Origin of the sequence: Arthrobacter luteolus NBRC 107841, from assembly GCF_001552075.1 — a bacterium.
GTDB classification, from domain to species: Bacteria; Actinomycetota; Actinomycetes; order Actinomycetales; family Micrococcaceae; genus Arthrobacter_B; species Arthrobacter_B luteolus.
Genome location: NZ_BCQM01000011.1, coordinates 1 through 22,032 on the forward strand (window position 1 = coordinate 1; position 22,032 = coordinate 22,032).

Here is a 22,032-nt window from a genome sequence, read left to right on the forward strand (position 1 = left end):
CCCGGCCGCCCCGGTTTCCTACCCGTTCACCTTCTCGAACGCCGGAGCACGCCGCTTGTCGAAGATGGTGGCGCCGACTTCCTGCTCCGCCTGGTTGTTGATGGACAGATCGATTCCCGGCCGGTCCCGCAGCACCAGCACGGCGGCGATGGAGACCACCGTCATGCCCAGCAGGTACAGGGACACCGATGCACTGGTGCCGGTGGAATTGATCAGGGCCTGCGCAATGGTCGGTGCAAACGCCCCGCCCAGGATTGCTCCGAGCGCGTAGGAAATCGAAACCCCGGAGAACCGGACGGACGCCGGGAAGATTTCGCTGTACCAGGCGGCCTGCGGACCGTAGCTCATGCCCAGCCCGATGGCGAAGAGCCCCAGTGCCAGGTAGAGCATCGGCAGCGACCCGGTGTCGATCAGCCAGAACAGCGGGAAGACCATCAGCGCCTGGACGCCGAAACCGATCAGGTAGGTCCGTTTCCGGCCGATGGTGTCCGCAACGAATCCGGAGAGCAGCGTGAAAATAAACCACATCGCGGCGGCGAAGGTGATGGCCAGCAGGACATCGGTGCGGTCCAGGCCCACCTTCTCGCCGGTGGCGTAGCTGGGGATGAACCCGCCGGTCGCCATGTAGCCGGCGGCGTTGTTGCCGGCGAAGACCAGGGCAGCCAGGATCACCAGGAGCCAGTGCTTGCGGAACAGCTCAGCGACAGGCACCTTGGTCTGCTGCTTCTTTTCGGCGATCTCCGTGAAGATCGGGGATTCTTCCACCGCCCGGCGCACCAGGTAGCCCACCGCGATCAGCACAATGCTGAGCAGGAACGGCACCCGCCAGCCCCACTCGATGAATGCCTCGCCCGGGGAAATCCAGCCGGTCATCACGGCGGTCACACCGGAGGCGAGCAGCATGCCCAGGGGAACGCCCAGCTGGGGGAAGGAGCCGGCCCGTCCGCGGCGGCTGGGCGGAGCGTGCTCCACCGCCATCAGGACGGCGCCGCCCCACTCGCCGCCGGCGGAAATGCCCTGCAGGATCCGCAGCAGCAGCAGTACCACCGGTGCCAGCAGTCCCGCCGTTTCGTAGGTGGGCAGGACGCCGATCAGCGTTGTGGAGATGCCCATCAGGATGAGCGTCAGGACCAGCATGGGGCGCCGGCCGATCTTGTCGCCAAAGTGCCCGGCCAGGAAAGCACCCAGCGGCCGGAACAGGAAGCTGATGCCCACGGACGCAAAGGCGAGCAGCAGGCCGATCGACTCGCCGGCCGGTGCGAAGAACACCTGGGCGAAAACCAGGCCGGCGGCTGTGGCGTAGATGAAGAAGTCGTACCACTCGATGGTTGTGCCGACGATCGTGGCGAAGGCAACGCGGCGCTGCGTCCTCCGGGTACCGGCGTCGGACCGTGGTGTGCTCATGGGGTCTCCAGGATGGTGAAGTGGTGCTCGGATTGGAAAAGAAAACAGAACGTCTAGACGAAGCTGGACGCGGCCTGCCGGGCGTAGGCCTTGAGGCTGAAGCCGGGTGCTGCCGCTTCCTCGGGGGAGGGGCCGCGGCCGGCGGCCAGGAGCTTGCGGGCGCCCAGATGATCCCCTGGCGAATTGACGGATTCGACGGCGGCGAGCCGCCCGTCCCGGAAGCACAGGATGGAGAACTTGCCGGCCGCCGGGTCTCCGTTGAGCACGGTGCTGTCCCCGGGGGCGGACAGGCCGGCGATCTGCAGCCGCAGGCTTCCCTGCGTGCTCCAGAACCAGGGCAGCTCGGTATAGGCCGACGGCGGGCCGAGGATGGTTTGCGCGGCGTGCCGTCCCTGGTCGGTGGCGTTCTGCACGGATTCCAGCCGGCTCAGGCCACCGGCATGGAGGGAGGGAAAGCTGGCGCAGTCTCCCACCGCGAGGATGGACGGGTCGGAGGTCCGCAGCGCCTCATCCACCACGATTCCGTTGCCGGTTTCCAGCCCCGCAGCCGCTGCCAGCGAGTCATTGGGTACGACGCCGATGCCCACCACCACGAGGTCCGCCGGGTAGCGCGCGCCGGTGGTCGAGACGGCTGTACCCACCCGGCCGCCGTCGCCGGCGTCAAAGTGGCTGATGCCTTCGCCCAGCTGCAGCCGAACCCCGAGTTCCGCGTGTGCGGCGGCAAACCAGTCGCTCATCGCGGGGCTCAGCGCCCGTCCCATCGGGCGCGGTGCGAATTCCAGCACGGTGACGCTGCAGCCGCGGGCCCGGGCGGCGGCCGCAAACTCCAGGCCGATGAATCCTGCCCCGACCACCACCACGTCGCGGGCGCCGGCCAGGGCAGCGTGCAGCGTTTCGGCGTCGCCCAGGGTTTTGAGGCCGTGAACACCGGGCAGGTCCGCGCCAGCGCAGGTGAGGGCACGGTTCGCGGCGCCGGTGGCGAAGACCAGGTGCGCGTAGGGCAGGGTGCTGCCGTCCTGCAGGGTGACTTCCTTTGCGGCGCGGTCCACCGCAACTACTGCGGTGCCGGCACGCAGCTGGATGTCCTTGCCGGTGAAGAAGGACGCCGCGCGCAGCGGCAGCGGGGCGGGATCCGCGCCGGGCGCCAGGTAGTCCTTGGACAGCGGTGGACGCTGGTAGGGCAGGCCTGCCTCGTCCGCCACAATCGTGACGGCGCCGGTGTAGCCGCCGCCGCGCAGGCTGTCCGCAACCTGCAGTCCGGCCTGCCCTCCGCCAATAATGACGACGGACATGCGCTACACCTGATCCGTTGGCACGTCGACAATGATTCCCTCGAGCTCGGCACAGGCCTTAACCTGGCAGCCGAGGCGTGAGCGGTCCGTACGCTCGGCAGTGGTGCAGTCCAGCATTTCCTCCTCGTCGTCGCTGACCGCGGGCAGCGCCGCTGCGAACTCCGGGCGGACATAGACATGGCAGGTGGCGCACATGGCCTGGCCGCCGCACTCACCGACAATGCCGTCAACTCCGTTGGTCACGGCAGCGCGCATCAGGGAGGTGCCGGGCTCAACCGTCACAACGGCAGGGGTGCCGGAGGGCTGGATAAAGGTAATGGTGTTCATGGTTCTCCTAGCAAAGACAGGTCAAAGTCAGGGGTTTAGCCCCAGAGGACGGGCATCTTGACCAGGCCGCGGAAGACCCAGCCGGCGTCGATGGAAGCGTTGTCCGGGTCCAGCCGCAGTCCGGGCAAACGGTCGAAGAGGGCGGGCATGGCGACCTGGGCCACCTGCGCCCGGGCGACCCAGGTGCCGGCACAGAAGTGTGCGCCGCCGCCGAAACCCAGGTGCGGCTTCTTCGGCCGGTCGATGTTGAAGGTCTCCGGATCCTCGAAGACCTTGGGGTCGCGGTTAGCTGCACCCAGCACCACGCCGATCCGCGCCCCCTTAGGCAGGCGCACCCCTTCCAGGACCGTGTCCCGGGTGACCTCGCGGGGGTACATGCCGATGGGTGCCACCCAGCGGACGGATTCCTCGAAGGCCGTGGCGTAGCGTTTCGGATCCCCGTTGATCGAGGCCAGCTGGCCGGGGTTGTTGAGCAGGGCCCAGACGGTGGTGGCGAGGACGTCGCGTGGTTCGTTCAGGCCGCCGCCGATGGTCATTTTCAGGTTGGCGCGGATTGCTTCCAGCGGGATCGGCAGGGACGCCAGACCGGAGAGCAGTGAATGGTCCGGATTGTCCTTCAGGTACGGCAGCATCTCGTCGATGGCGGTATCCACCTCGGCTGAGGACTGCGCGCTCTTCGCCCAGACCCCGGCGTCGTCGGCGTAGTTGCCGGTGCCGTCGATCATGGTCTGGCTCCAGCGCTGCATATCCGCCTGGGTGGCGTTGTGGAAGCCGCAGATCAGGCGGAGGTTCTCGGCTGCGTACGGTGCCGCGTAGTCCCAGACAAAGTCGGCACCCGGTCCCTTCTGCTCCAGCTCGCTGAGGTACTTCTCATTGTTGGCCTCGAAGACCGCGTTCCAGTGGTTCTTGATCGTTCCCGGCCGGAGCGTGCTGCCGTAGGAGTCCCGGTCCCGCTTGTGCTCCGGATCGTCCTTGCGCAGCATCGAGTGGCCCATGGCGCGCTTCATCAGCGAACCCGTCTCGTTGGCGGAGAAGGTCTCTGCGTCCTGTTCGATGGTGTGGCACGCCGCGTAGCTGGTCACCATGTAGCGGTTGACAGCAGGGACCCAGTGCACGGAAGCCTCTTCGCGCATCCGGCGGTAGATCGGGAACGGATCCCGGTACAGGTCCGGGATGGTCACCCAGTCCGCCACCGGTGCCTCGCGGGAGGGCGCCTCGCGGGACGGCGGTTCGTCCGCTGCCGGAACGGGAAGCGGAGGAGCCAGCGGGGTTTCGGCAGCAGGTCCGGCGTCTTGGCCTGCTCCGGTAAAGGGGCAGCCGGCGGTTTCCGTTGTTCCCGGGAAGGTCATCGTTTCTCTCCTGGTGGGTGGGTTGGCGTCGACACGTCTGAGACCAAGTGTGGTGTGGATCATATCCCCGGTAAAGTACAAGAAAGAGTCCACCATCCACGGTTTTAGCGAGGTTATGCATGGCCCGGTACACGCTGCGGCAGCTGGAGGCCTTCGTGGCCGTGGCCGAGCAAGGCAGCATCGCCGCGGCGGCCGCGTCCCTGCACGTCTCCCAGTCCGCGGTGTCCGGCGCGGTCAACAACCTGGAGCGGGTCTTCGACGCCCAGCTGACGATCCGGCGCAAGGCCCACGGCGTCACCCTCACCGCTGCCGGCCAATATGTGCTGACCCGCGCCAAATCCCTGCTGGTGGAGGCCACTGATCTGGAGCTGCATGCCGGTAATTCCGGCGCGGACCTCCGCGGTTCGCTGACTGTCGGCTGCTATCTCACGCTGGCGCCGACCGTGCTGGCGAGGCTGATTGACCACTACGGCCGGCGCCACCCCCTGGTGGAGCTCGATTTCTTCGACGGCCCGCAGACCGAGGTGCAGCGCCGGCTGGCCACCGGCCGGCTCGACGTCGCCATCGCCTATGACCTGTCCCTCCCCGCCGGGCTGAACCGGCAGAAGCTCTACGACACGGAGCCGTCGATTGTGCTGTCCGCCGAGCATCCGCTGGCTGGCCGCGAGGACCTTGCCCTGGCCGACGTCGCCGCGGAACCGATGATCCTGCTGGACGTGGATCCCAGCCGTGAAAACACCATGACCATGTTCGACGGCGCCGGGCTGCGGCCTAACATCCGGTTCCGGACGACTGATTATGAGGTGACGCGTTCCCTGGTGGGCCGGGGCATGGGCTACGCGATCCTGGTCCAGCAGCCAGCCGGCGGCCAGTCCTACGAGGGCCGGCCCGTGGTGGTGCGCCGGATCCGCCCGGCCGTGCGTTCGGTGCCGGTTTCCATCGTCTGGCCGGCTGCCGTCCGCCCGTCGCAGAGCGTCAGTGCCATGCTCGACCTCGCCGCTGAGCTCTACGTCTGACGCCTGCGCTGTGGCGCACATCCCCTGCGCTCCCGGCCCACCAGGACCCGGCCGCCGTTCCTAATGTGGTGTGGAACACAAGAAGCCCCGCACCCCTAAGGAGTTCCCGGATGACTGCTGAACTGCTGGAAACCCCCGTGGCCGGACCGATTCACCAGGCCGGTCCCGCTGACCGGATTGATCCGGTGAAGCTGCGCAACACCTTTGGCAACTTCACCACCGGCGTGACGATCGTCAGCTACGAACACAACGGCGAGGTGCTTGGCGCCACCGTCAATTCCTTCACTTCCGTCTCCCTCGACCCGCCGCTGGTGCTGGTCTCCCTGATGAAGACGGCGAAGGCCGCCGCCCTGCTGGCGGATAAGCCCTTCAGCATCAACGTGCTCGGCAAGGATCAGCTTTCCCACGCCCTGCAGTTCGCCGGCAAGCCGCAGGACGGCCTGGAGATCGATTGGAACCGGGAGCACACCTCCCCGCGGATCGCCGGCTCAATGGCCTGGTTCAGCTGCGAACCCTGGCAGCAGTACGACGGCGGCGACCACGTCCTGGTCCTCGGCAAGGTCACGGCCTTTGGAGACGCGGCCGACGACGACGCCGGGCCGCTGGTCTTCTACCGCGGCGGCTGGCGCGGCCTCGCCTAAGCGAACGCCCACCCCACCCCAACTTCCCCCAGCAGTGCAATCACACCTGTGCAAAGGAGCATCCAGCATGACCACCACCGAACCCGCCGCCGAACCGGCCGCGGACGCCCAGGCAGCGCCCGGCGTCGTACCCCCTGCCGGTGAAACCGCCGCCCGCCCGATGAACGGTGCGGAGTACCTGGACTCCATCCGGGACGACCGTGAGGTCTACATTTACGGCGAGCGGGTCAAGGATGTCACCACCCACCCGGCGTTCCGCAACTCCGCCCGGATGATCGCCCGGCAGTACGACGCGCTGCATGACCCCAAGACCAAGGACGTGCTGACCGTCCCCACGGACACCGGCAACGGCGGCTACACCCACGCGTGGTTCAAGGCACCGAAGTCCGCTGAGGACCTGCTCAAAGGCCGCGACGCGATCGCCGCCTGGGCCAAAATGTCCTACGGCTGGATGGGTCGCTCACCGGATTACAAGGCCTCCTTCCTGGCCAGCCTCGGCGCCAACGACGAGTTCTACAACCCGTACCAGGCCAACGCCCAGCGCTGGTACAAGGAGGCGCAGGAGAAGGTCCTGTACTGGAACCACGCGATCGTGAATCCGCCGATCGACCGGCACAAACCCGCCGACGAGGTGGGGGATGTGTTTGTGCACGTGAAGAAGGAGACCGACGCCGGGGTGATCCTCTCCGGTGCCAAGGTGGTTGCCACCGGCTCGGCGATCACCAACATGAACTTCATTGCCCACTACGGCATGCCGATCAAGGACAAGCGGTTCGCGATCGTCGCCACCCTGCCGATGGATGCCCCGGGGCTGAAGCTGATCTCCCGCGCCTCCTACGCCATGACCGCGGACGTGATGGGCAGCCCGTTCGATTACCCGCTCTCCTCCCGGCTGGATGAAAACGACGCGATCCTGATCCTCGACGACGTCCTGGTGCCGTGGGAGAACGTGTTTATTTACGGTGACGTGGAGAAGGTCTCGCAGTACTCGGTGCGCTCGGGGTTCAAGTCCCGGCTGCTGCTGCACGGCTGCACCCGGCTGGCCGTGAAGCTGGACTTCCTCACCGGGCTGCTGGTGAAGTCCCTGGAGCTGACCGGCACCGCCGACTTCCGCGGTGTGCAGACCCGGGTGGGCGAGGTGATGGCGATCCGGCACCTGTTCTGGTCCCTGTCCGAGGCGATGGCCCGCAACCCCGAACCGTGGAAGGGCGGGCGCGAGGGGTACGTGCAGCCGGACCGGATCGCCTCGATGGCCTACTCCTGGTTCTCCACCACGCAGTACCCGAAGATCCGCGAGATCGTGCAGAAGGATCTGGGTGCCGCGCTGATCTACCTGAACTCGCATGTCTCGGACTTCGGCAACGAGGACATCCGCGGCTACCTGGACAAGTATGTGCGCGGTTCCAATGGCATCGATTCGCTGCAGCGGGTCAAGACGCTCAAGGCCCTGTGGGACGCCACCAACTCCGAGTTCGGCTCCCGCCACGAACTCTACGAGCGCAACTACCAGGGCAACCATGAGGGTGTCCGGCTGGAAATCCTCAACGTCACCAAGGGTTACGGCCTCACGGACCAGTTCACCGCGTTCGCCGATGAGTTCATGGGAGAGTATGACGAGAACGGCTGGACCGTCCCGGACCTGTTCGGCAACGAGGACGTGAACATGATCGGCAAGTTCAACCTCTAGCGCCGGTTTGCGGGGTGCCGGAGCAGCGGGAATGGGAGGAACGGCAACAATGGAGTCGCGTAGCTACACCGTGCACACAGCCCCGGACCTGCCCCGCTGGCGTGCCCTGGTGGATGATCTCCTGCTGCCGCTGGATATCCGCAGCGACCACCCCTCCTTCGGCGCCACCATTGAAGCGGTGGCGGTTAACGGCATCCGGCTGTTTACCGTCACCGCCGGTCCGCACCACGCGGACCGCACCGACCGGCTGGCCAGTGCCGGTGCGTCCTCCGGGGCGGACCCGTTCTTCACCATTTCGCTGCAGCTGGAGGGGAGCAGCAGCATTGAACAGGGCGGCAGCCACGCGCTGCTGCAGCCCGGGGACTTCACCGTCTACGACTCCACCCTGCCCTACACCCGCAGGTTCGACGGGCACTCCTCGTCTCTGGTCGTGATGTTCCCGCAGCAGCTGATCAGCCTGCCGCCGCAGGCGCTCGCCGGGATCGCGGGGCAGGCCATCTCGGGTGCTGCCGGAACCGGAGCGATCGTCTCCGCCTTCCTGACCGGGGTCGCCCGGAACCTTCCGGCCCTGGACGGAAAACTCGGGCTCGGCCTGGCAGGATCCATGGTGGACCTGGTGACCGCCGCGTTTGCCGATGCGATGGGCTTCCACCCGGTGTCGTCGTCGCGCCTGGAACAGGCCATGACCGTGCGGAACTGGATCATGGACCGCCTGGGTGACCCCGGGCTCAGCCCCGGCGCCATCGCAGCGGGGAACTTCATCTCCACCCGGCAGCTGCACCTGCTGTTCCGGGAACAGGGCACCACAGTGTCCACCTGGATCCGGGAGCGCCGGCTGGAGATGGCCCGCCGCGACCTCGCAGATCCGCTGCGCGCCGAGGACCCGGTGGCCGCCGTCGCGCAGCGCTGGGGTTTCGCCGACGCCCGGCATTTTGCCCGCGTCTTCAAGGCTGCTTATGGCAGCCCGCCGGTGCAGTACCGCCGGGCAGGGCTGGGCCTGGCTTCCGGCTAACAGCGGGTGGGAGATGCGCACGGGCCGCTGACCAGCGGATTCGGAGCACCGGCCCGGGATCCGGATACTGGAAGGCATGACAACTTCGCACACTGACACCCTTCCGGCCCGGGGGCCGGAAGCGGTGACGGTCTCCATCACCCGGCGGGTCGATCCCCGCCGCGTGTCCGAGGCCACGCACTGGGTCCAGGAGGGCGTCAACCTCGCCAACACCTGGCCCGGTTTCCTCGGCTCGGGATGGGTCCGCGCCTCCGCCACCTCCGACGAATGGCACATGCTGTACCGCTTCGCGGACGAGCCGTCCCTGGATGCGTGGGAGCATTCCCGGCACCGCCAGGACTGGCTGGCACAGGGACGGGACCTGGTTGAAGACCGCACCGTCACCCGCCGCACCGGAATCGAGGGCTGGTTCGACACGCCGTCGTCCACCACCGATCTGGAGGCACCCATCAAGCCGCCGCGCTGGAAGCAGGCGATCGCCATCTGGCTCGGGTTCTTCCCGGTCAACCTGGCCTTCACCGCCTTGGTGGGCGTGCTGCTTCCCGGATGGTGGGACTCGCTGCTGATGCCGCTGCGCGTGCTGATCACCACGGCGTTCCTCACCCCGATCATGGCGTACTGGGTGCTGCCCTGGGTAACGGGACTCCTGCACCCCTGGCTGCAGCGGCAGCGGACCACCTAAAACTCCTACCGAAAACCGACGGCGGCGCCGGCCGGGGAAACTTGTCCCGGCCGGCGCCGCCGTCGTCTTTAGTGCCTTGTGTCTACCGCAGTGCCTGCTGCACCGGAACCGGCCGGCTGGCCTTCCAGGCCTTCAGGAACCCGTCACCGATGTCCCAGAGCCCGATAACCAGAACCGCTGCCGCGGTAATCCCCGCGATCCAGCTGGAGGCATCCGCACCCCAGTCCACATTCGCCAGGAACGCCCAGTCAAAGACCTGGTCCGTGGCCAGCAGCCAGAGCACCGGCACCATAAACAGCAGCGCCAGCAGCGTATTCACGGCCGCGAAGGTGTAGGTCCAGCGGCCGGCCAGGTACAGCACGACGGCGAACCCGGCTTCGATGACCAGCAGTGCAATCACGTAGGGAAGCCAGAAGCTCCAGAGACTCTCCTGCAGCACCAGCACCGGTTCGCCGTCCAGGTACATCAGCGATCCGATCCGCTGCCAGAGCAGCAGTCCGATGAAGAACGCGATAAGCACCACGCTGGCAATGGTGTCGCCCAGGGAGACCTGGGCCTTCCGCGGCAGTGCAGGGAGCATGGCGGGGGTCCAGGCTCCCAGCCCGAGGTCCTTCCGCCGGGTTCCGTTGTACTGGATGATCCCGAACGCCAGGGTCACCCAGAAGCCCAGGTGCACCAGAGCGTTGATGGCGGTGCCGATCGCGGCACCGAAGGCACCGGCCGGTTCCCCGGGGTCTATCGCCATCCGGACCACAACGCTGCCCACAAAAGCGAGCGGCACCACGATCAGCAGCAGCGTTTTCAGCAGCCGCCACCAGTCCAGGAACAGGTCCGGGCCAATGAGGTAGAGGGGCCTGCCGGTGTAGCGCGCGGCGAGCCGGGCCGGATCACCGAGCTCGGTGAGGACCTCGGTCTCAGCCTCGGCCGCAGGCTGCCCGCCCTCCACCCGGGCCTCGACGTCGTCGGTAATGGAACCACGCAGCTCCCGCTCGATGTCTCCCCGCTGTGCTTCGGGGATCGACCTCAGTGCTGCGAAGACATAGCGGTCGGTGAGGGTACTCATGATTGTCTTCCTTCGTTGAGCTGGCGGATGGAGCCATGCAGGTCTTCCCAATCGCGCAGCAGCGCATCGAGCAGTTTCCTGCCCTGTTCGGACGTGGTGTAGAATTTCCGCGGCCGGGTTTCCTCGGTGTTCCAGGAGCTGGTCAGCAGTCCTTGTTTTTCCAGCCGGCGCAGCAGCGGGTAGAGCGTGTTGGCCTCGACGCCGAATCCGGCCTTGTCCAGCGACTCCAGCAGACCGTAGCCGTAGCCGGGCCGCTTGAGGATGGAAAGGCAGGCCAGAACCACGGTTCCGCGCCTCAGCTCCTGCAGGTGTCCGCTGAGCAGTTCATCATCCATGACTCACACTATGGTGTGTCAGACACAATATTGCAACGGGTTGGGGGAACTTTTTCCCAGCCGCCCAGTTTCCCAGAGTGTGGTGAAGGCGTTGTCTTGGGGGGCCATCGGCCACAGGGGTAACGAGGGGTGGGAGGCTGCGTGGGATCTGTCCGGTTCCGGGACCAAGGCGGCACGGATTCCCACTCTATGTAACCTGCCGTGACTGGTGAGGTCACATCAGCCTCAGGAGTGAACTTAGAGTGGGAACGCGTGTCGCGCCCGGCCGAGTGTCCCGCCCGGGGACCAGTCCCACACCCGATCCGGTGCCGTCAGGGGTTCAGACCGCCCCCGGCCACGAACCACGCCCATGGCTGCGAACGGGATCCGCCCCCGGCCACGAACTAGGTCCGGGTCCGGGCCTAGCCGCCCACCCGGGCCGCCGCCCGCATGCCGTCCGGTCAGCGGCGCCGGACCGGCTGGCGCAGGATGGTCTTCAACTTCTCCGGTGCCGTCCGGCGCGGATCACTCAGATAAATCTCGTGGTGGTCACCGTTGAATTCCAGGCTGTTGCCGGGCATGTAGTCGTTGTGCAGCCGGGCCAGGACCGGCGCTTCGTCATCGTAGGGACCGGTATGCAGGATCTGGACGGAAAGCCCCTCCGCCAGGCTAAGCCAGCGGACCCGATCCACCGACTCCAGACCCTTCTTCGCCAACACCTCCGCCGCCGCTGCGGCGAGCAGGTCCGGGGTGGTCCACTCCGGCTGGCTGATCAGCATTGTCCATTCCCAGGAGTCCTTGTTTCCCTGCACAAAATCGGCCGGATTCCCTGCCCGCCACAGCCCCTCCAGCGGGCCGACGACGGCATCGTGTCCCAGCGTCCGCTTGGCGGAGAACTTCAGGGTGTAGGCCACGGAATAGAGTGCTTCCACTGCTGCGGCGTAGTCCGGAGAAGTATTGGGATTGCCCTGGCCGTCCACCGCAATGAAGTTCTGGCCGGGCACCTCCACCAGCGTGAAGTCCGGTCCGGCGGAATACAGCTTCCGGAGAGTCTTTTTGACGTCGTATTTGTCCATGGCCGGTCTTTCCTCGCTCCCGCCGCCGCTACGGGCCGCTGTCCGTTTCAATCCAAGTTCATGGCGGGCAGGCGGGCAAGTCTGCCTGGGTATCTCCGCCCTGGGCATCTCGGCCCGGGTATCCCTGCCTGAGCATCCCTGCCTGAGGCATCTCCGCCCGGGGTATCCCTGTCTGGGCATCGGTGCTCGTGAGGCGTCCGATACGATCCATGGAGGCGATTGGCAGGATAGGCAGTTGGCAGGCCGGGATCACTTTGCAGGCCGATTACTTCGAGGGTGGGACAGGGGCACGATGACACTGGTAGGTACTGCGGCCACGGTGGTGCTGCTGCGCGACGGCACGGCGGGGCTGGAGGTCTTGCTGCTGGAACGTCCGCGGCACACCGGCACCTTCGCGGGAGCCTGGGTTTTCCCGGGCGGCCGGGTGGACCCGGAGGACTACGAGGCGGCTGGGTACCCTGAGCCCGACGGCGCCGAGGGGACACCTAACCCGGGCCGGGACCTCGCAGCTGCCCGCGTTGCCGGGACACGTGAGACGGCTGAGGAGACGGGACTGCTCCTGCCCCCGGACTCCCTTACCGATCTCTCCTGCTGGATTCCGCCGCTGCAGGCACCCAAGCGGCTGAAAACGTGGTTCTTCCTGGCGGAGTATCCCGGCGGCGAGGTCCGGCTTAACCCGGGTGAACTCATCGATTCCGCCTGGCTCACCCCCGCCGCGGCCCTGGCCCGGCACCGCGGGGGCCGGATGCTGCTGGTGGCTCCGACTTTCGTCACGCTGACGGCGCTGCAGCATGAACCGAACACCGCGTCCGCCCTGGCGCACGCGGCTGCGGGTCCGGTGGAGACATTCAGCAGCCGCCTTCTGGACGGTTACGAGCCGGACGCCGTGATCACCTGGCACGGCGACGCGGAGTACCCGGACGCCGCCGCAGCGGGAGGGTCCGGGGCCCGGCACCGGCTGACCATGCGCGGAAGCCAGTGGCGGTACGAGCGGAGCTAGGCGCTGGCCTTGCGGGGACCCTCCGGAAGGAACCGGTTGCGTCCCGCCAGCAGGGCCATGCCGCAGCACAATGCCATGGCGCCGGCGCTGGCTGCCAGGGGCACGGTCCAGTTCCCGCTGAGATCGTAGAGGAAGCCAAACACCACCGGGCCGGCCGCCCCGATGCCGTAACCCACTGACTGCGCCATGCCGGAAAGCGAGGCCGCCTGGACGTGGTTGGTGGTGCGCAGGCTGAACAAGGATAGGGCCGTGACAATCAGGCTGCCGGCGCCAGCCGCGCTCACCACCACCCAGAGCAGCGGCACTCCAGGTGCCAGCAGCAGTCCGAGGAATCCGGCCGTTGCCAGGAGGCTGCCGAAGACCGCGACCGGGCGCTGGTCGCGGAAACGGTGCAGCAGCCCGCCGGTCAGCAGACTGGCCACCATCCCCACCAGCAGGAACACCGAGACGTGCAGTCCCGCGGTGGTTTCGGAGATGCCCTGCTCGTGTTCGATGCTCGGCAGCCAGGTCATCAGGATGTAGAACGCCAGGGACTGCAGGCCCATAAAGAGCGTGACCTGCCAGCCCAGCAGGGTGGTCCACGGAGAGCGGTAGCGGATCTTCGGTCCGCGTTCAGTGCCGCCGGCCGGCGCATTGCTGCCCTTCAACGTCGGGAGCAGGACAGCCATGGCGATAAGTGCCAGCCCGCCCCAGATGCCGAGGGCGAGCCGCCAGCCGGTGCCCTGGGCCAGGGAAATCGGAACAACGACGGCGGCACCGAGGGCTGCGACAGCGCTGTGCGCCGCGATGTAGATGCCGGTCAGCTGGCTGACCCGGTCCGGGAAGTCCCGCTTGATCAGAGAGGGCAGCAGGACGTTGAGGAAGGCGATGGCGACGCCGATCAGAATGGTTCCGATCCACAGGGCTGCCGGAAGCGGGGCCGAGCGGAAAGCGGTTCCGGACGCCAGCAGTGCCAGGGAGAGCCACAGGGCACGGTCCAGCCCGACGCGCGCGGCGAACGCCGGTGCCAGCGGGGAGAAGAGAGCGAAAGCGATCAGGGGGAGCCCCGTTAGGAAGCCCGCCTGCGCGCTGGTGAATTCCAGTTCGCGTCCGATGTCCGCGAGGAGCGGGCCCACAGACACGAAGGCTACGCGGAGATTGATCCCGATCAGCAGGACGCCGGTAAGGGCAAGCCCTGCCCGAACCGGCTGGTTGGTCCTGATCCGGCCCGATACCGCCACGCTTCTCCCTTGCAGCCACGAATATGCCTTGCATCACGTTAGCGCGGGATGGAGCCGAAATGGCACGCCCGCCTTATATGACGTGCTCACTTGCTCCGGGAAGCGCGGCGGCTGGCCGGCGTGTGGTTAGCCGGCGGTGCCTTCGGCGGAGATCCGCTCGATCTCCTCGGGCGTCAGCCCGGCAACTGCTGCGATGCTCCCGGTCTCCAGGCCGTCGCTGACAGCTGTCTGCACGAGGTCGGTCAGAACCTGCTCGGCGCGGTCCACGGCCCACTGCTGGGCTTCCAGCTGGGATGCGGCCAGAGCCAGGGTAGACAGCGAATCTTCGACTGGAGTGGGAAGAGTGGGGTCCTGCATGGAACCTGCTGCTGTCATTGTCTTCATCCTTCGGTACGCCCCTGGAAAACCATCCAGGCAGGCTATGTAGTTACCAGACACTGTCTGGAGTGTTCAGCTACTGCTGATCTTACCGGTCGGCCTCAAGCGCCCGGGTCATCTCCTGCAGGAAGCGGGTAATGGTTTCCGCCTCCGCGGAAGTCAGCGCTTCCGCGGTGTCCAGCATTTTCCGGTGCATGGTTCCCAGTGTTTCGCGGACCTCCCGGTCCGCGCTTTCTGTGGCAACGATCTCCAGTGCCCGCCGGTCCGTTGGATGCGGGCGGCGGATCAGGTAACCGCCCTTCTGCAGGCGGTCGATCAGAGCGGTGGTGGACGCCGTGGAGATATTCAGGACGCGGGACAGGTCCTTGGGTCCGATGGAGTGCCCGGCCTGCCAGGCCCGCATCACATAGCGGATCGCCAGCAGATCGGTTTCATTCATCCCCATCGAGTCGCGGGTACGCCGGCGCATGGCCGCTTCGGCAGCCCGGTACGCACGCAGCGAATTGAGGACGTCGACGCCGCCGACGGTCTCAGGCGATTGCCGGTACCAATATCCGGCGCCTGTGGGGTTGACGGTTTCAGGCATGCGGATAAGTTTAGCCCAGCGGATTACTAGGCCGTCTACTAAATCGGATTCGCCACGCAGGGTTCCTCAGCAAACTTATGATCTAGGGTGGGTAGTCCAGCGGCCGGGGTCCGCCCGCAGCCAGTTCCGCTGGCTGAACGGCCTGCCTGGCTAATTGCAGCAAAAGGAGACCGCGCATGCCCACACATGAAGGCCCGGCAATTCCCGGAGGCAATGAGGAAGACACGCTGGAGCAGCAGGTTCCGGCTGATCCGGACACCGTGGAGGACGACGGCGCCGAAGAGCCGGTCCGGCCGCACGGAGATCCGCTGCTTCCCGGCGGGTCAGAGGCAGACCGGCTGGACCAGGCCAGGGACAGCGGCGGCCCCGACGGCGAGGAGGACTATCCCCGCGACGTCGGAGCCGAGTATCCGGAGGACAGTTCCGGCTAGGCAGCAGGTTCAGCCTGCGGCTTTGTCAGCATCGTCACTGCCCGCTGAACAGGTCCGACAGCCCGCGGATCAGCCAGGGATGCCACCAGGCCCAGTCATGGCCGCCGCTGATGGAGTGGAAGGCTGTATCGACGCCGTTGCCGGCCAATGCGGTGTTGAGCTGCCCGGCCGGTTCATGGATGCTCGGTTCGTAGCGGCCTGCCTGGAACCGGATCCGGAGCGGTTCCTGAACCGCCAGCAGGGGCTCGGTCAGGTCATAGCGCCAGAGCGAGGGTGACTGTGCCAGGGCCGTGCCGGCAGCCCGTGGGTATCTTGCCAGCTGCCAGAGCGCGGCGAGTCCGCCGTAGCTGGCGCCGGAAACCACTGTCTGCAGCGGATCCGGTATGACCGGAAGGGCCCGGCGGAGTTCCGGCAGCAGGTCCCGGGCCACGAAGTCGACGCTCCCCGTCGGGCCGGACAATTCGCGGGAACGCGTAGAGACATCCACCGAATCAATCATGGCCACGTGCAGGGGAGGGAGGACACCGCCGGCAATGGCCCGGTCCAGGGTGGCGGGCAGGTTCTGGTACTTCGCCCAGACCTGGCCGTCGTGCAGCAGGACCAGCGGCGTGGGGCGGCTGACGGAGACACGGGGCCGGTACAGCCAGACGTTTCGCAGCTGGCCCGACTCCCGGTCCCGGACCCGCCGCAGTTCCAGCCCCCGCACGAAGTCGCCCAGGACATGCCGCGGTCCGGGAACGGGCCGGGCCAGCGGGCTGCCGGCCGGCGGAAATCCGAAGCCTTTGGCAGCCTGAACGCTGCCGGCACGGGCAGGCTCACCCATAATGCTGGCTCCGGCTTCCGCAGCCGGTGTGGGCGCGGCGAGCCACCCGGCGGAGGGAGCGGCCGGCAGCCGGAGCACCGACGTCGGTGCTCCGGACATCCCCGTGCCCAGGGCGGGATTCCGCGGATCCGGACCGCCGGCGTCGGCCGCCAGACGCACGGACCGCCGGTCAACCGCGGACTGCCAGGGCGCGGGCAGCGCTCTGGTGTGCACAGTGATCCGGTAGCTGGTTTCCCAGTCGGCGGGCATGCGCCAGGTCAGGGCCCACACTCCGGCCGGCAGCGCTTCGAACTCACAGGACGCCGCGGTATCCGGATGCACCATGGCATTCGCCGAGAGGATCACCGCCGTGGCCCCCGGATCGCGGTACAGGAAGGTGACCGCGCGGATCGCCGGATCACCCTCCGGGTCCGCTTCGACCAAGGGGAGTTCCCGGGAATCCCAGCCTGCGAGGAGCTGCTCCCGCTCGGGTGCGGAGAGGGTGTCCCAGTGCGCGCGGAAGTGTCCCGCCAGCGCCCGGACCGGCACCGCCGGCTGCGGAACGGGCTCGCGCGGCGGCGGGAAGTTCCCCTCTGCCGTGGGGGCCAGGATGTCAGTGCCCATGTGCGTGCGCCTGCTGGTGATGGTGGTGGTCCTCTTCCTGCCCGGGCAGAATCGTCTCCAGTTCGCCCTCCACCCTGTCGTGGTCCGTGGCGCGTCCGTAGCTGACTTCGTCGCTGCCGCGGTTCCAGTACCCGATGATCAGCTGCTGCTTCCGGGGGAAGCCGAGCGACTTTAACCGGGTCCGGGCGTAGCGGACGACGGCGGATTCCGCGGACACCCAGATCTGCACTTCACCGGCGGCCAGCTCAGCGGCGGGGAACTCGACAGCGGCCAGCGCCTCCTGCAGGAGCGTGGTGGAGCCCGGCTGCGCGCCGTGGCGGTGCAGCCAGCGGATTTCCACGCCTGCCGGGGCATTGAGCTCCTGCTCTTCAGCCGGTCCATCGACCTCGATCAGGACCAGTCCGCGCTGCTGCGGGCCAAAGCGTTCAATCGTGCCGCCAATGGCCGGCAGGGCCGTCTCATCACCGGCCAGCAGTACCCAGGCTGCGTCGCCCACCACCACCCCGCCGCCGGCCAGGGCCGCGATTTGGCTGCCCGGGACGGCGGTCTCCGCCCAGGCCGCCGCAACGGATGTCCCGGCGTGCCGCACAAAGTCCACGCTCAGCGTGGAAGCGTCCGCCGCCAGGGTGCGGACAGTGTAGGTGCGCACCCGTTCCCGCTGGCCTGGCTTCCACTCCCAGCCGCGCTCACCGCGGTAGGGCAGGTCCAGGGGCTCGCCCGGTGCCGGGAAAAAGAGCTTGACGTTGGGGATGTGGGCGCCCGCGTTCACGTATCCGGCAACCCCGGGGCCGCCGAAGTGGACCCGCCGCATTAGCGGGGTCACGTCTTCGACGCGTTCGACGGTGAGGATATGGCCGCTCATGCAGGTGCTCCTTCGGTAAGCGGTGCCGGAATGCCGGGCTGAGGGGTAAGGCCGGGCTGAGAGGTAATGCCGGACCGGGGAGTTCCGGTGCCGGGAAGGCCGTGCAGGTGACCTCCGGAGGGGGCCAATCCGCCGCTTCCAAGGTCCTCCGGTTCCAGGGGAACCACCAGCGGGCCCCCGGTTGCGGGGTCGGGGATGACGAGTGCCTCGATCCCGTAGATTTCCTTCATCAGTTCCGGAGTGGCGATTTCCGCGGGCGTGCCCTGGGCCACGATCCGGCCGTCCTTCATCGCGATCACATGGTCGGCGAAGCGGAAGGCCATGCCCAGTTCATGCAGCACGGTCACCAGCGTGTAGTTGCCGGTGCGGTGCAGGCCCCGGCACAGCCGCAGCACCTCCAGCTGGTGCGCGATGTCCAGGAACGTGGTGGGCTCATCCAGCAGCAGCACCGGGGTGTCCTGGGCCAGGACCAGGGCCAGCCAGACCCGCTGCCGCTGCCCGCCGGAGAGTTCCCCCACGGTGCGGTCGGCGAGGTCCTGCACTCCGGTGGCAGCCAGCGCGGCGTCGACGGCCTGCTGGTCCGCTTCCGACCACTGCCGCAGCAGCGACTGGTGCGGGAACCGGCCGCGGGCCACCAGATCCGCCACGGTGATGCCGTCCGGCGCCGTCGACGTCTGGGGCAGCAGCGCCAGCTGCCGCGCCACCTCGCGGGTGGGGTAGGAAGTAATGTCCTTGCCCTGCAGGAAGACTTCCCCCGCCGCGGGCTTCAGCAGCCGCGAGAGGGCCCGCAGCAGGGTGGACTTGCCGCAGGCATTCGGGCCAATGATGGCGGTGAAGGAACCGGGCGGGATCCGCACGTCCAGGTGCTCGGAGACCGTACGGCCCTCGTAGCCGATGGTCAGGCCGCGGCCGGAGAGGACGTCTTCCATGGGGTTCTCCTTGGTGGGCAGGGGGTGAGGGGGCACCGGTCAGACCTGCTTGCTGCGGGTCAGGAGCCAAAGCAGGTACACGCCGCCGACCAGCCCGGTCATCAGACCGATCGGAATGGCCGCCTGGATGGGCAGCCGCTGTGAGAGCAAGTCCGAACCTGCCACCAGCACAGCGCCCATCAGGGCGCCGGTGCCGATGTGGACGCCGGGGGAGCGGGTCAGCCGGGAGGCGAGCTGGGGTGCGGCGAGGGCGACGAAAACGATCGGGCCGGCGGCCGCCGTTGCCACGGCCGTGAGCCCAACTGCGGCGGCCATGGCGATGATCCGGGTGCGTTCGGTCCGGATGCCCAGCGCGCGGGCGGCGTCGTCGCCCATTTCCATCTGGTTCAGGTTCCGGGACAGTCCCAGCAGCACCGGCAGCAGGAGCGCGACGGCGATCAGCACCGGAACGGCATGGCCCCAGTTCCGTGCGGCCAGGGAACCGGAGAGCCAGAGGTGCGCCTCCGCGGCCAGATCGGAATCTCCTTTGGCCAGCAGGATGGTGTTCACGGCGGCGAGCATGGCACCGACCCCGATGCCGATCAGCACCAGCCGGTAGCCGCCGGTCACCCCGCCGCTGAGTGAAAGCAGGTAGACAACGCCGGCTGCCAGCAGCCCGCCTGCGATCGCCGCGAGGGCGGTGGCGCCCGGGCCGGCGTCGAACAGCACGATCTGCGCCACCGCTCCGGTGGCGGCACCGGTGGTGAAGCCGATGATGTCCGGCGAGCCCAGGGCGTTGCGGGAAATCGATTGGAAGGTGGCGCCGGCCGCGCCGAGGCAGGCACCAACGCCCAGGGCAGTGACGGTGCGCGGCAGGCGGATTTTCTGCACAACCTTCAGGGTTTTGTTCTCTCCCTGACCGAAGACGGCACCCAGCACATCGCCGAACGCCAGCGCGATCGTGCCGGTCTGCATACCGGCAATGCCAAGCACGACGGCGGCGGCTGCCAGGATGGCGCCGGTCACCAGGGTCCGGCGGCGGTAGCGCAGCCGCACCGGACCCAGAGCCAGTGTGCGGGTGCGGGCCGGTCCGGTCTTGAGGGCGCTCACAGCTTTGCCAGCTTCCGCCGCCGGGCCAAGGCGATGAAGAAGGGAGCGCCAACCAAGGCGCTCATGACGCCGGCACCGATTTCGGCGGGCGCGGCAATAACCCGGCCAACCACGTCGGCGAAGAGGAGCAGGAGCGCGCCGAGGAGCATGGACAGCGGCAGCAGCCGGCGGTGGGTTGGACCGGTGATCATCCGGGCGATGTGCGGCGCGGCGAGGCCGAGGAAGGCGATGGGACCGGCGGCGGCGGTGGCGGCGCCGGCCAGGATGAGGATGGCGAGGGCGCCAAAGATCCAGGTGGTGCGGATCCGCACGCCCAGGGTCCGGCCCAGGTCAGCGCCGAGTGACATGGAGTCCAGGCTCCGGGAGAGCGGCAATGCCATCAGCACGGCGAGCAGGCACGCGCCGAGGACCCAGGGGAGCACATCGTAGCCGCGGCCCTGGAGGGAGCCGGAGGCCCAGGCCGCGTAGGCGGTGATGGTTTCGTCCGGCCCGCCGATCAGGATGATCTTGGTGCCCGCGATCAGCATCACGGAGAGCCCGGCACCGGCCAGGACCAGGCGCACCGGGTTGGTGCCGGCGTCGTGCGCCCGTCCCAGCAGGTAAACCAGCACGGAGGTGGCGGCCGCGCCCGCAAAACCCAGCCACATGTACTGGTACGGGGACCTCATGTTGAAGAAGCCCAGGCCGATGGCGACGGCGAGGGCAGCGCCGGCGTTGACGCCCAGCAGGCCCGGTTCGGCCAGCGGGTTGCGGGTCAGCGCCTGCATCAGGGCTCCGGCCAGGCCCAGGGCGGCGCCGACCGTGATGGCCAGGAAAGTACGCGGCAGGCGCAGCTCCCGGACCAGCAGGTGGGTGTCCTGGGACGGGTCAAAGGCGGTCAGGGCCGCCCAGGTATCGGCCAGGGGAATGGTTCGCGAGCCGGAGGCAAAGCTGGCAAACGCCAGCAGCACCAGCAGGGCCAGGCCGAGGGCCCAGGCACTTGCCTGCCGGTGCTGCTTGCGCGGGGTTTGGAACACGTGCTGCGATTCCCTGTTTCTGCGTTGGTGGCCGCTGGCGCCGGCTACTTGGCCGCGAAGGAGGTGCTGAACCAGTCGATGATGTCGCTGGCGCTGAAGTAATCGAGGCGGAAGGACTCCGGGCCCATCGAGTACACCTGTCCGGCCTGCACTGAGGGCAGGTTGGCCAGGGTCGGATCGCCGGTGAAGGCCTCCACCGTGGCTTCGGTGGAGCTGATCAGGAAGGTGTAGTCACCGGTCACGGAGGCGGACAGGCCCTCGTACGAGGTGAAGGCGAAGTCTTCGCGCTTCTGGGTGGAGGTGTCGAACTGCTCGTCCGGGTCCACGACGGTGAAGCCCAGGGCGGTGACCAGCTGGGAGTGCGGGCCGGTGCTCTTACCGACCGGGGAGACGTCCCCGGCGTTGAAGCTGACGATCGAGGCGGTGGTGCCCGCTTCGATGGCCATGGCTTCGGCGGTCTCGGCGACGGAAGCGTCGAACTCTTCGACGACGGAAGCAGCCTTCTCCTCGAGGCCGGTGGCTTCGCCAAGCTCCTCGGCCAGGTCCTGCCAGGTCTGGTCGCCGTAGTTGACCACGATGGTCGGGGCGATCTCGCTCAGCGCGTCGTACTGGTCCAGCACCGAGTCGGCGCCGGAGGTGGAGACAACAATCAGGTCCGGGTCCTCGGCGATGACGGCTTCGAGGTCCAGCTCGCCGATCGTGTAGAGGGGCTCGACGCCGCGTTCCACAGCCACGTCAGCCCACTGGGTGAAGAAACCGTTCTCGTCCGCGGTGCCGCTGCGGGCGGTGCTGACGGAGGTGGAAGTCACGGGGGCATCAATGGCCAGCAGGGTGCCGGTGACCGAAAGTGAGGTGGAGACAATGTTCTCCGGCTTGGCGTCGATGACGGTCTCGCCTGCTCGTGCACGATGGTGCGGGGCCATTGCGCGGTGGCGGCAGCGCTCTCGGTGGATTCGGCCTCGGCGGAACCGTTGCTGCAGGCTCCGAGGGTGAGGGCCATAACCGCTGTGGCGGTGAGTGCCAGGGCCTTTTTAGGCAGGGGAAGACGCAAGACGTGCTCCTAAAGTGCACGCCGCCACGGACGCGGACGGCGGTAAGTGGTTAGCGCTGGCGGCATCTGCGCCGCAGCACTGGTTAGCCTAACCTAAGCTCCAGTGAATTACGCAACGTTACTGTGGGCTAATCGTCCCGGCTGGGGCAAATCCGCACTCGGAGGGCCTGCGCGGGAACGC

At 67.7% G+C, this 22,032-nt stretch carries 23 protein-coding genes; 7 read left to right on the forward strand and 16 right to left on the reverse strand.

The window, feature by feature from the left end:
- Positions 1-18 precede the first annotated feature (18 nt).
- The 4 genes from AL3_RS15350 to AL3_RS15365 are packed head-to-tail and all read right to left on the reverse strand — an operon-like array spanning position 19 to position 4,372.
- Positions 19-1,404, reverse strand: a complete 1,386-nt coding sequence (locus tag AL3_RS15350; protein WP_066302669.1) for an MFS transporter — start codon at positions 1,402-1,404, stop codon at positions 19-21.
- A gap of 53 nt (positions 1,405-1,457) precedes the next feature.
- Complete coding sequence (locus tag AL3_RS15355) at positions 1,458-2,696, reverse strand: NAD(P)/FAD-dependent oxidoreductase (protein ID WP_066302670.1); 1,239 nt, start codon at positions 2,694-2,696, stop codon at positions 1,458-1,460.
- Between the two features lie 3 nt (positions 2,697-2,699).
- Positions 2,700-3,023, reverse strand: coding sequence for a 2Fe-2S iron-sulfur cluster-binding protein (locus AL3_RS15360; RefSeq protein WP_066302672.1), 324 nt, complete (start codon positions 3,021-3,023; stop codon positions 2,700-2,702).
- Between the two features lie 35 nt (positions 3,024-3,058).
- Positions 3,059-4,372, reverse strand: coding sequence for a cytochrome P450 (locus AL3_RS15365; protein ID WP_083521809.1), 1,314 nt, complete (start codon positions 4,370-4,372; stop codon positions 3,059-3,061).
- A gap of 119 nt (positions 4,373-4,491) precedes the next feature.
- Here AL3_RS15365 and AL3_RS15370 point away from each other — a divergent pair, with 119 nt between their 5' ends.
- From AL3_RS15370 to AL3_RS15390, 5 genes are all read left to right on the forward strand, one after another.
- Positions 4,492-5,388, forward strand: coding sequence for a LysR substrate-binding domain-containing protein (locus AL3_RS15370; RefSeq protein ID WP_151723867.1), 897 nt, complete (start codon positions 4,492-4,494; stop codon positions 5,386-5,388).
- Between the two features lie 110 nt (positions 5,389-5,498).
- Positions 5,499-6,029: a flavin reductase family protein gene (locus AL3_RS15375; protein ID WP_151723868.1), complete on the forward strand. Its 531-nt coding sequence runs from the start codon at positions 5,499-5,501 to the stop codon at positions 6,027-6,029.
- 67 nt (positions 6,030-6,096) lie between these two features.
- On the forward strand, positions 6,097-7,716 hold the full coding sequence (locus tag AL3_RS15380) for a 4-hydroxyphenylacetate 3-hydroxylase N-terminal domain-containing protein (protein ID WP_083521810.1): 1,620 nt from the start codon (positions 6,097-6,099) through the stop codon (positions 7,714-7,716).
- Positions 7,717-7,765: 49 nt separating this feature from the next.
- Positions 7,766-8,728 (forward strand): AraC-like ligand-binding domain-containing protein, encoded by a 963-nt coding sequence (locus tag AL3_RS15385; RefSeq protein ID WP_066302674.1) that lies wholly within the window; start codon positions 7,766-7,768, stop codon positions 8,726-8,728.
- Positions 8,729-8,804: 76 nt separating this feature from the next.
- Complete coding sequence (locus AL3_RS15390) at positions 8,805-9,410, forward strand: antibiotic biosynthesis monooxygenase (RefSeq protein ID WP_066302680.1); 606 nt, start codon at positions 8,805-8,807, stop codon at positions 9,408-9,410.
- An 82-nt stretch (positions 9,411-9,492) separates the two neighbouring features.
- Here the strand turns inward: AL3_RS15390 and AL3_RS15395 are convergent, their stop codons facing one another.
- The 3 genes from AL3_RS15395 to AL3_RS15405 form a co-directional block, all read right to left on the reverse strand.
- Positions 9,493-10,473, reverse strand: a complete 981-nt coding sequence (locus AL3_RS15395) for a permease prefix domain 1-containing protein (protein ID WP_066302681.1) — start codon at positions 10,471-10,473, stop codon at positions 9,493-9,495.
- Positions 10,470-10,808, reverse strand: coding sequence for a PadR family transcriptional regulator (locus AL3_RS15400; protein WP_066302682.1), 339 nt, complete (start codon positions 10,806-10,808; stop codon positions 10,470-10,472). The genes AL3_RS15395 and AL3_RS15400 overlap by 4 nt, the downstream gene beginning before the upstream one ends.
- Before the next feature lie 440 nt (positions 10,809-11,248).
- Positions 11,249-11,863 (reverse strand): GyrI-like domain-containing protein, encoded by a 615-nt coding sequence (locus AL3_RS15405; RefSeq protein ID WP_066302684.1) that lies wholly within the window; start codon positions 11,861-11,863, stop codon positions 11,249-11,251.
- A gap of 292 nt (positions 11,864-12,155) precedes the next feature.
- Here AL3_RS15405 and AL3_RS18525 point away from each other — a divergent pair, with 292 nt between their 5' ends.
- Entirely contained in the window at positions 12,156-12,863 is a 708-nt protein-coding gene (locus AL3_RS18525; RefSeq protein ID WP_066302686.1) for an NUDIX hydrolase, read from the forward strand.
- On the opposite strand, the gene AL3_RS15415 is transcribed toward AL3_RS18525, so the two are convergent.
- The 3 genes from AL3_RS15415 to AL3_RS15425 all read right to left on the reverse strand — a co-directional run bounded on the left by AL3_RS15415 (position 12,860) and on the right by AL3_RS15425 (position 15,047).
- Positions 12,860-14,083 carry an MFS transporter gene (locus tag AL3_RS15415; protein ID WP_066302688.1) on the reverse strand — a complete coding sequence of 408 codons (1,224 nt, stop codon included), beginning with the start codon at positions 14,081-14,083 and terminating at the stop codon, positions 12,860-12,862. The two genes, AL3_RS18525 and AL3_RS15415, sit on opposite strands and share 4 nt — an antisense overlap.
- A 126-nt stretch (positions 14,084-14,209) precedes the next feature.
- Entirely contained in the window at positions 14,210-14,458 is a 249-nt protein-coding gene (locus AL3_RS15420; RefSeq protein ID WP_066302690.1) for a hypothetical protein, read from the reverse strand.
- A gap of 91 nt (positions 14,459-14,549) precedes the next feature.
- Positions 14,550-15,047: a MarR family winged helix-turn-helix transcriptional regulator gene (locus AL3_RS15425; RefSeq protein WP_066302692.1), complete on the reverse strand. Its 498-nt coding sequence runs from the start codon at positions 15,045-15,047 to the stop codon at positions 14,550-14,552.
- A 176-nt stretch (positions 15,048-15,223) separates the two neighbouring features.
- Here AL3_RS15425 and AL3_RS15430 point away from each other — a divergent pair, with 176 nt between their 5' ends.
- On the forward strand, positions 15,224-15,478 hold the full coding sequence (locus AL3_RS15430; RefSeq protein ID WP_066302694.1) for a hypothetical protein: 255 nt from the start codon (positions 15,224-15,226) through the stop codon (positions 15,476-15,478).
- Positions 15,479-15,512: 34 nt separating this feature from the next.
- Here AL3_RS15430 and AL3_RS15435 read toward each other — a convergent pair whose 3' ends face one another.
- The 6 genes from AL3_RS15435 to fepB are packed head-to-tail and all read right to left on the reverse strand — an operon-like array spanning position 15,513 to position 21,723.
- Entirely contained in the window at positions 15,513-16,904 is a 1,392-nt protein-coding gene (locus tag AL3_RS15435; RefSeq protein WP_066302702.1) for an alpha/beta hydrolase-fold protein, read from the reverse strand.
- Complete coding sequence (locus AL3_RS15440) at positions 16,894-17,766, reverse strand: siderophore-interacting protein (RefSeq protein ID WP_066302704.1); 873 nt, start codon at positions 17,764-17,766, stop codon at positions 16,894-16,896. The genes AL3_RS15435 and AL3_RS15440 overlap by 11 nt, the downstream gene beginning before the upstream one ends.
- Positions 17,763-18,731 (reverse strand): ABC transporter ATP-binding protein, encoded by a 969-nt coding sequence (locus AL3_RS15445; protein ID WP_306303040.1) that lies wholly within the window; start codon positions 18,729-18,731, stop codon positions 17,763-17,765. Before AL3_RS15445 ends, AL3_RS15440 begins: the two co-directional genes overlap by 4 nt.
- Before the next feature lie 3 nt (positions 18,732-18,734).
- Positions 18,735-19,784: a FecCD family ABC transporter permease gene (locus tag AL3_RS15450; protein WP_066302706.1), complete on the reverse strand. Its 1,050-nt coding sequence runs from the start codon at positions 19,782-19,784 to the stop codon at positions 18,735-18,737.
- Positions 19,781-20,800 carry a FecCD family ABC transporter permease gene (locus tag AL3_RS15455; protein ID WP_066302708.1) on the reverse strand — a complete coding sequence of 340 codons (1,020 nt, stop codon included), beginning with the start codon at positions 20,798-20,800 and terminating at the stop codon, positions 19,781-19,783. Before AL3_RS15455 ends, AL3_RS15450 begins: the two co-directional genes overlap by 4 nt.
- Positions 20,801-20,844: 44 nt before the next feature.
- Positions 20,845-21,723, reverse strand: a complete 879-nt coding sequence (gene fepB / locus AL3_RS15460; RefSeq protein WP_066302710.1) for a Fe2+-enterobactin ABC transporter substrate-binding protein — start codon at positions 21,721-21,723, stop codon at positions 20,845-20,847.
- Positions 21,724-22,032: the final 309 nt, after the last annotated feature.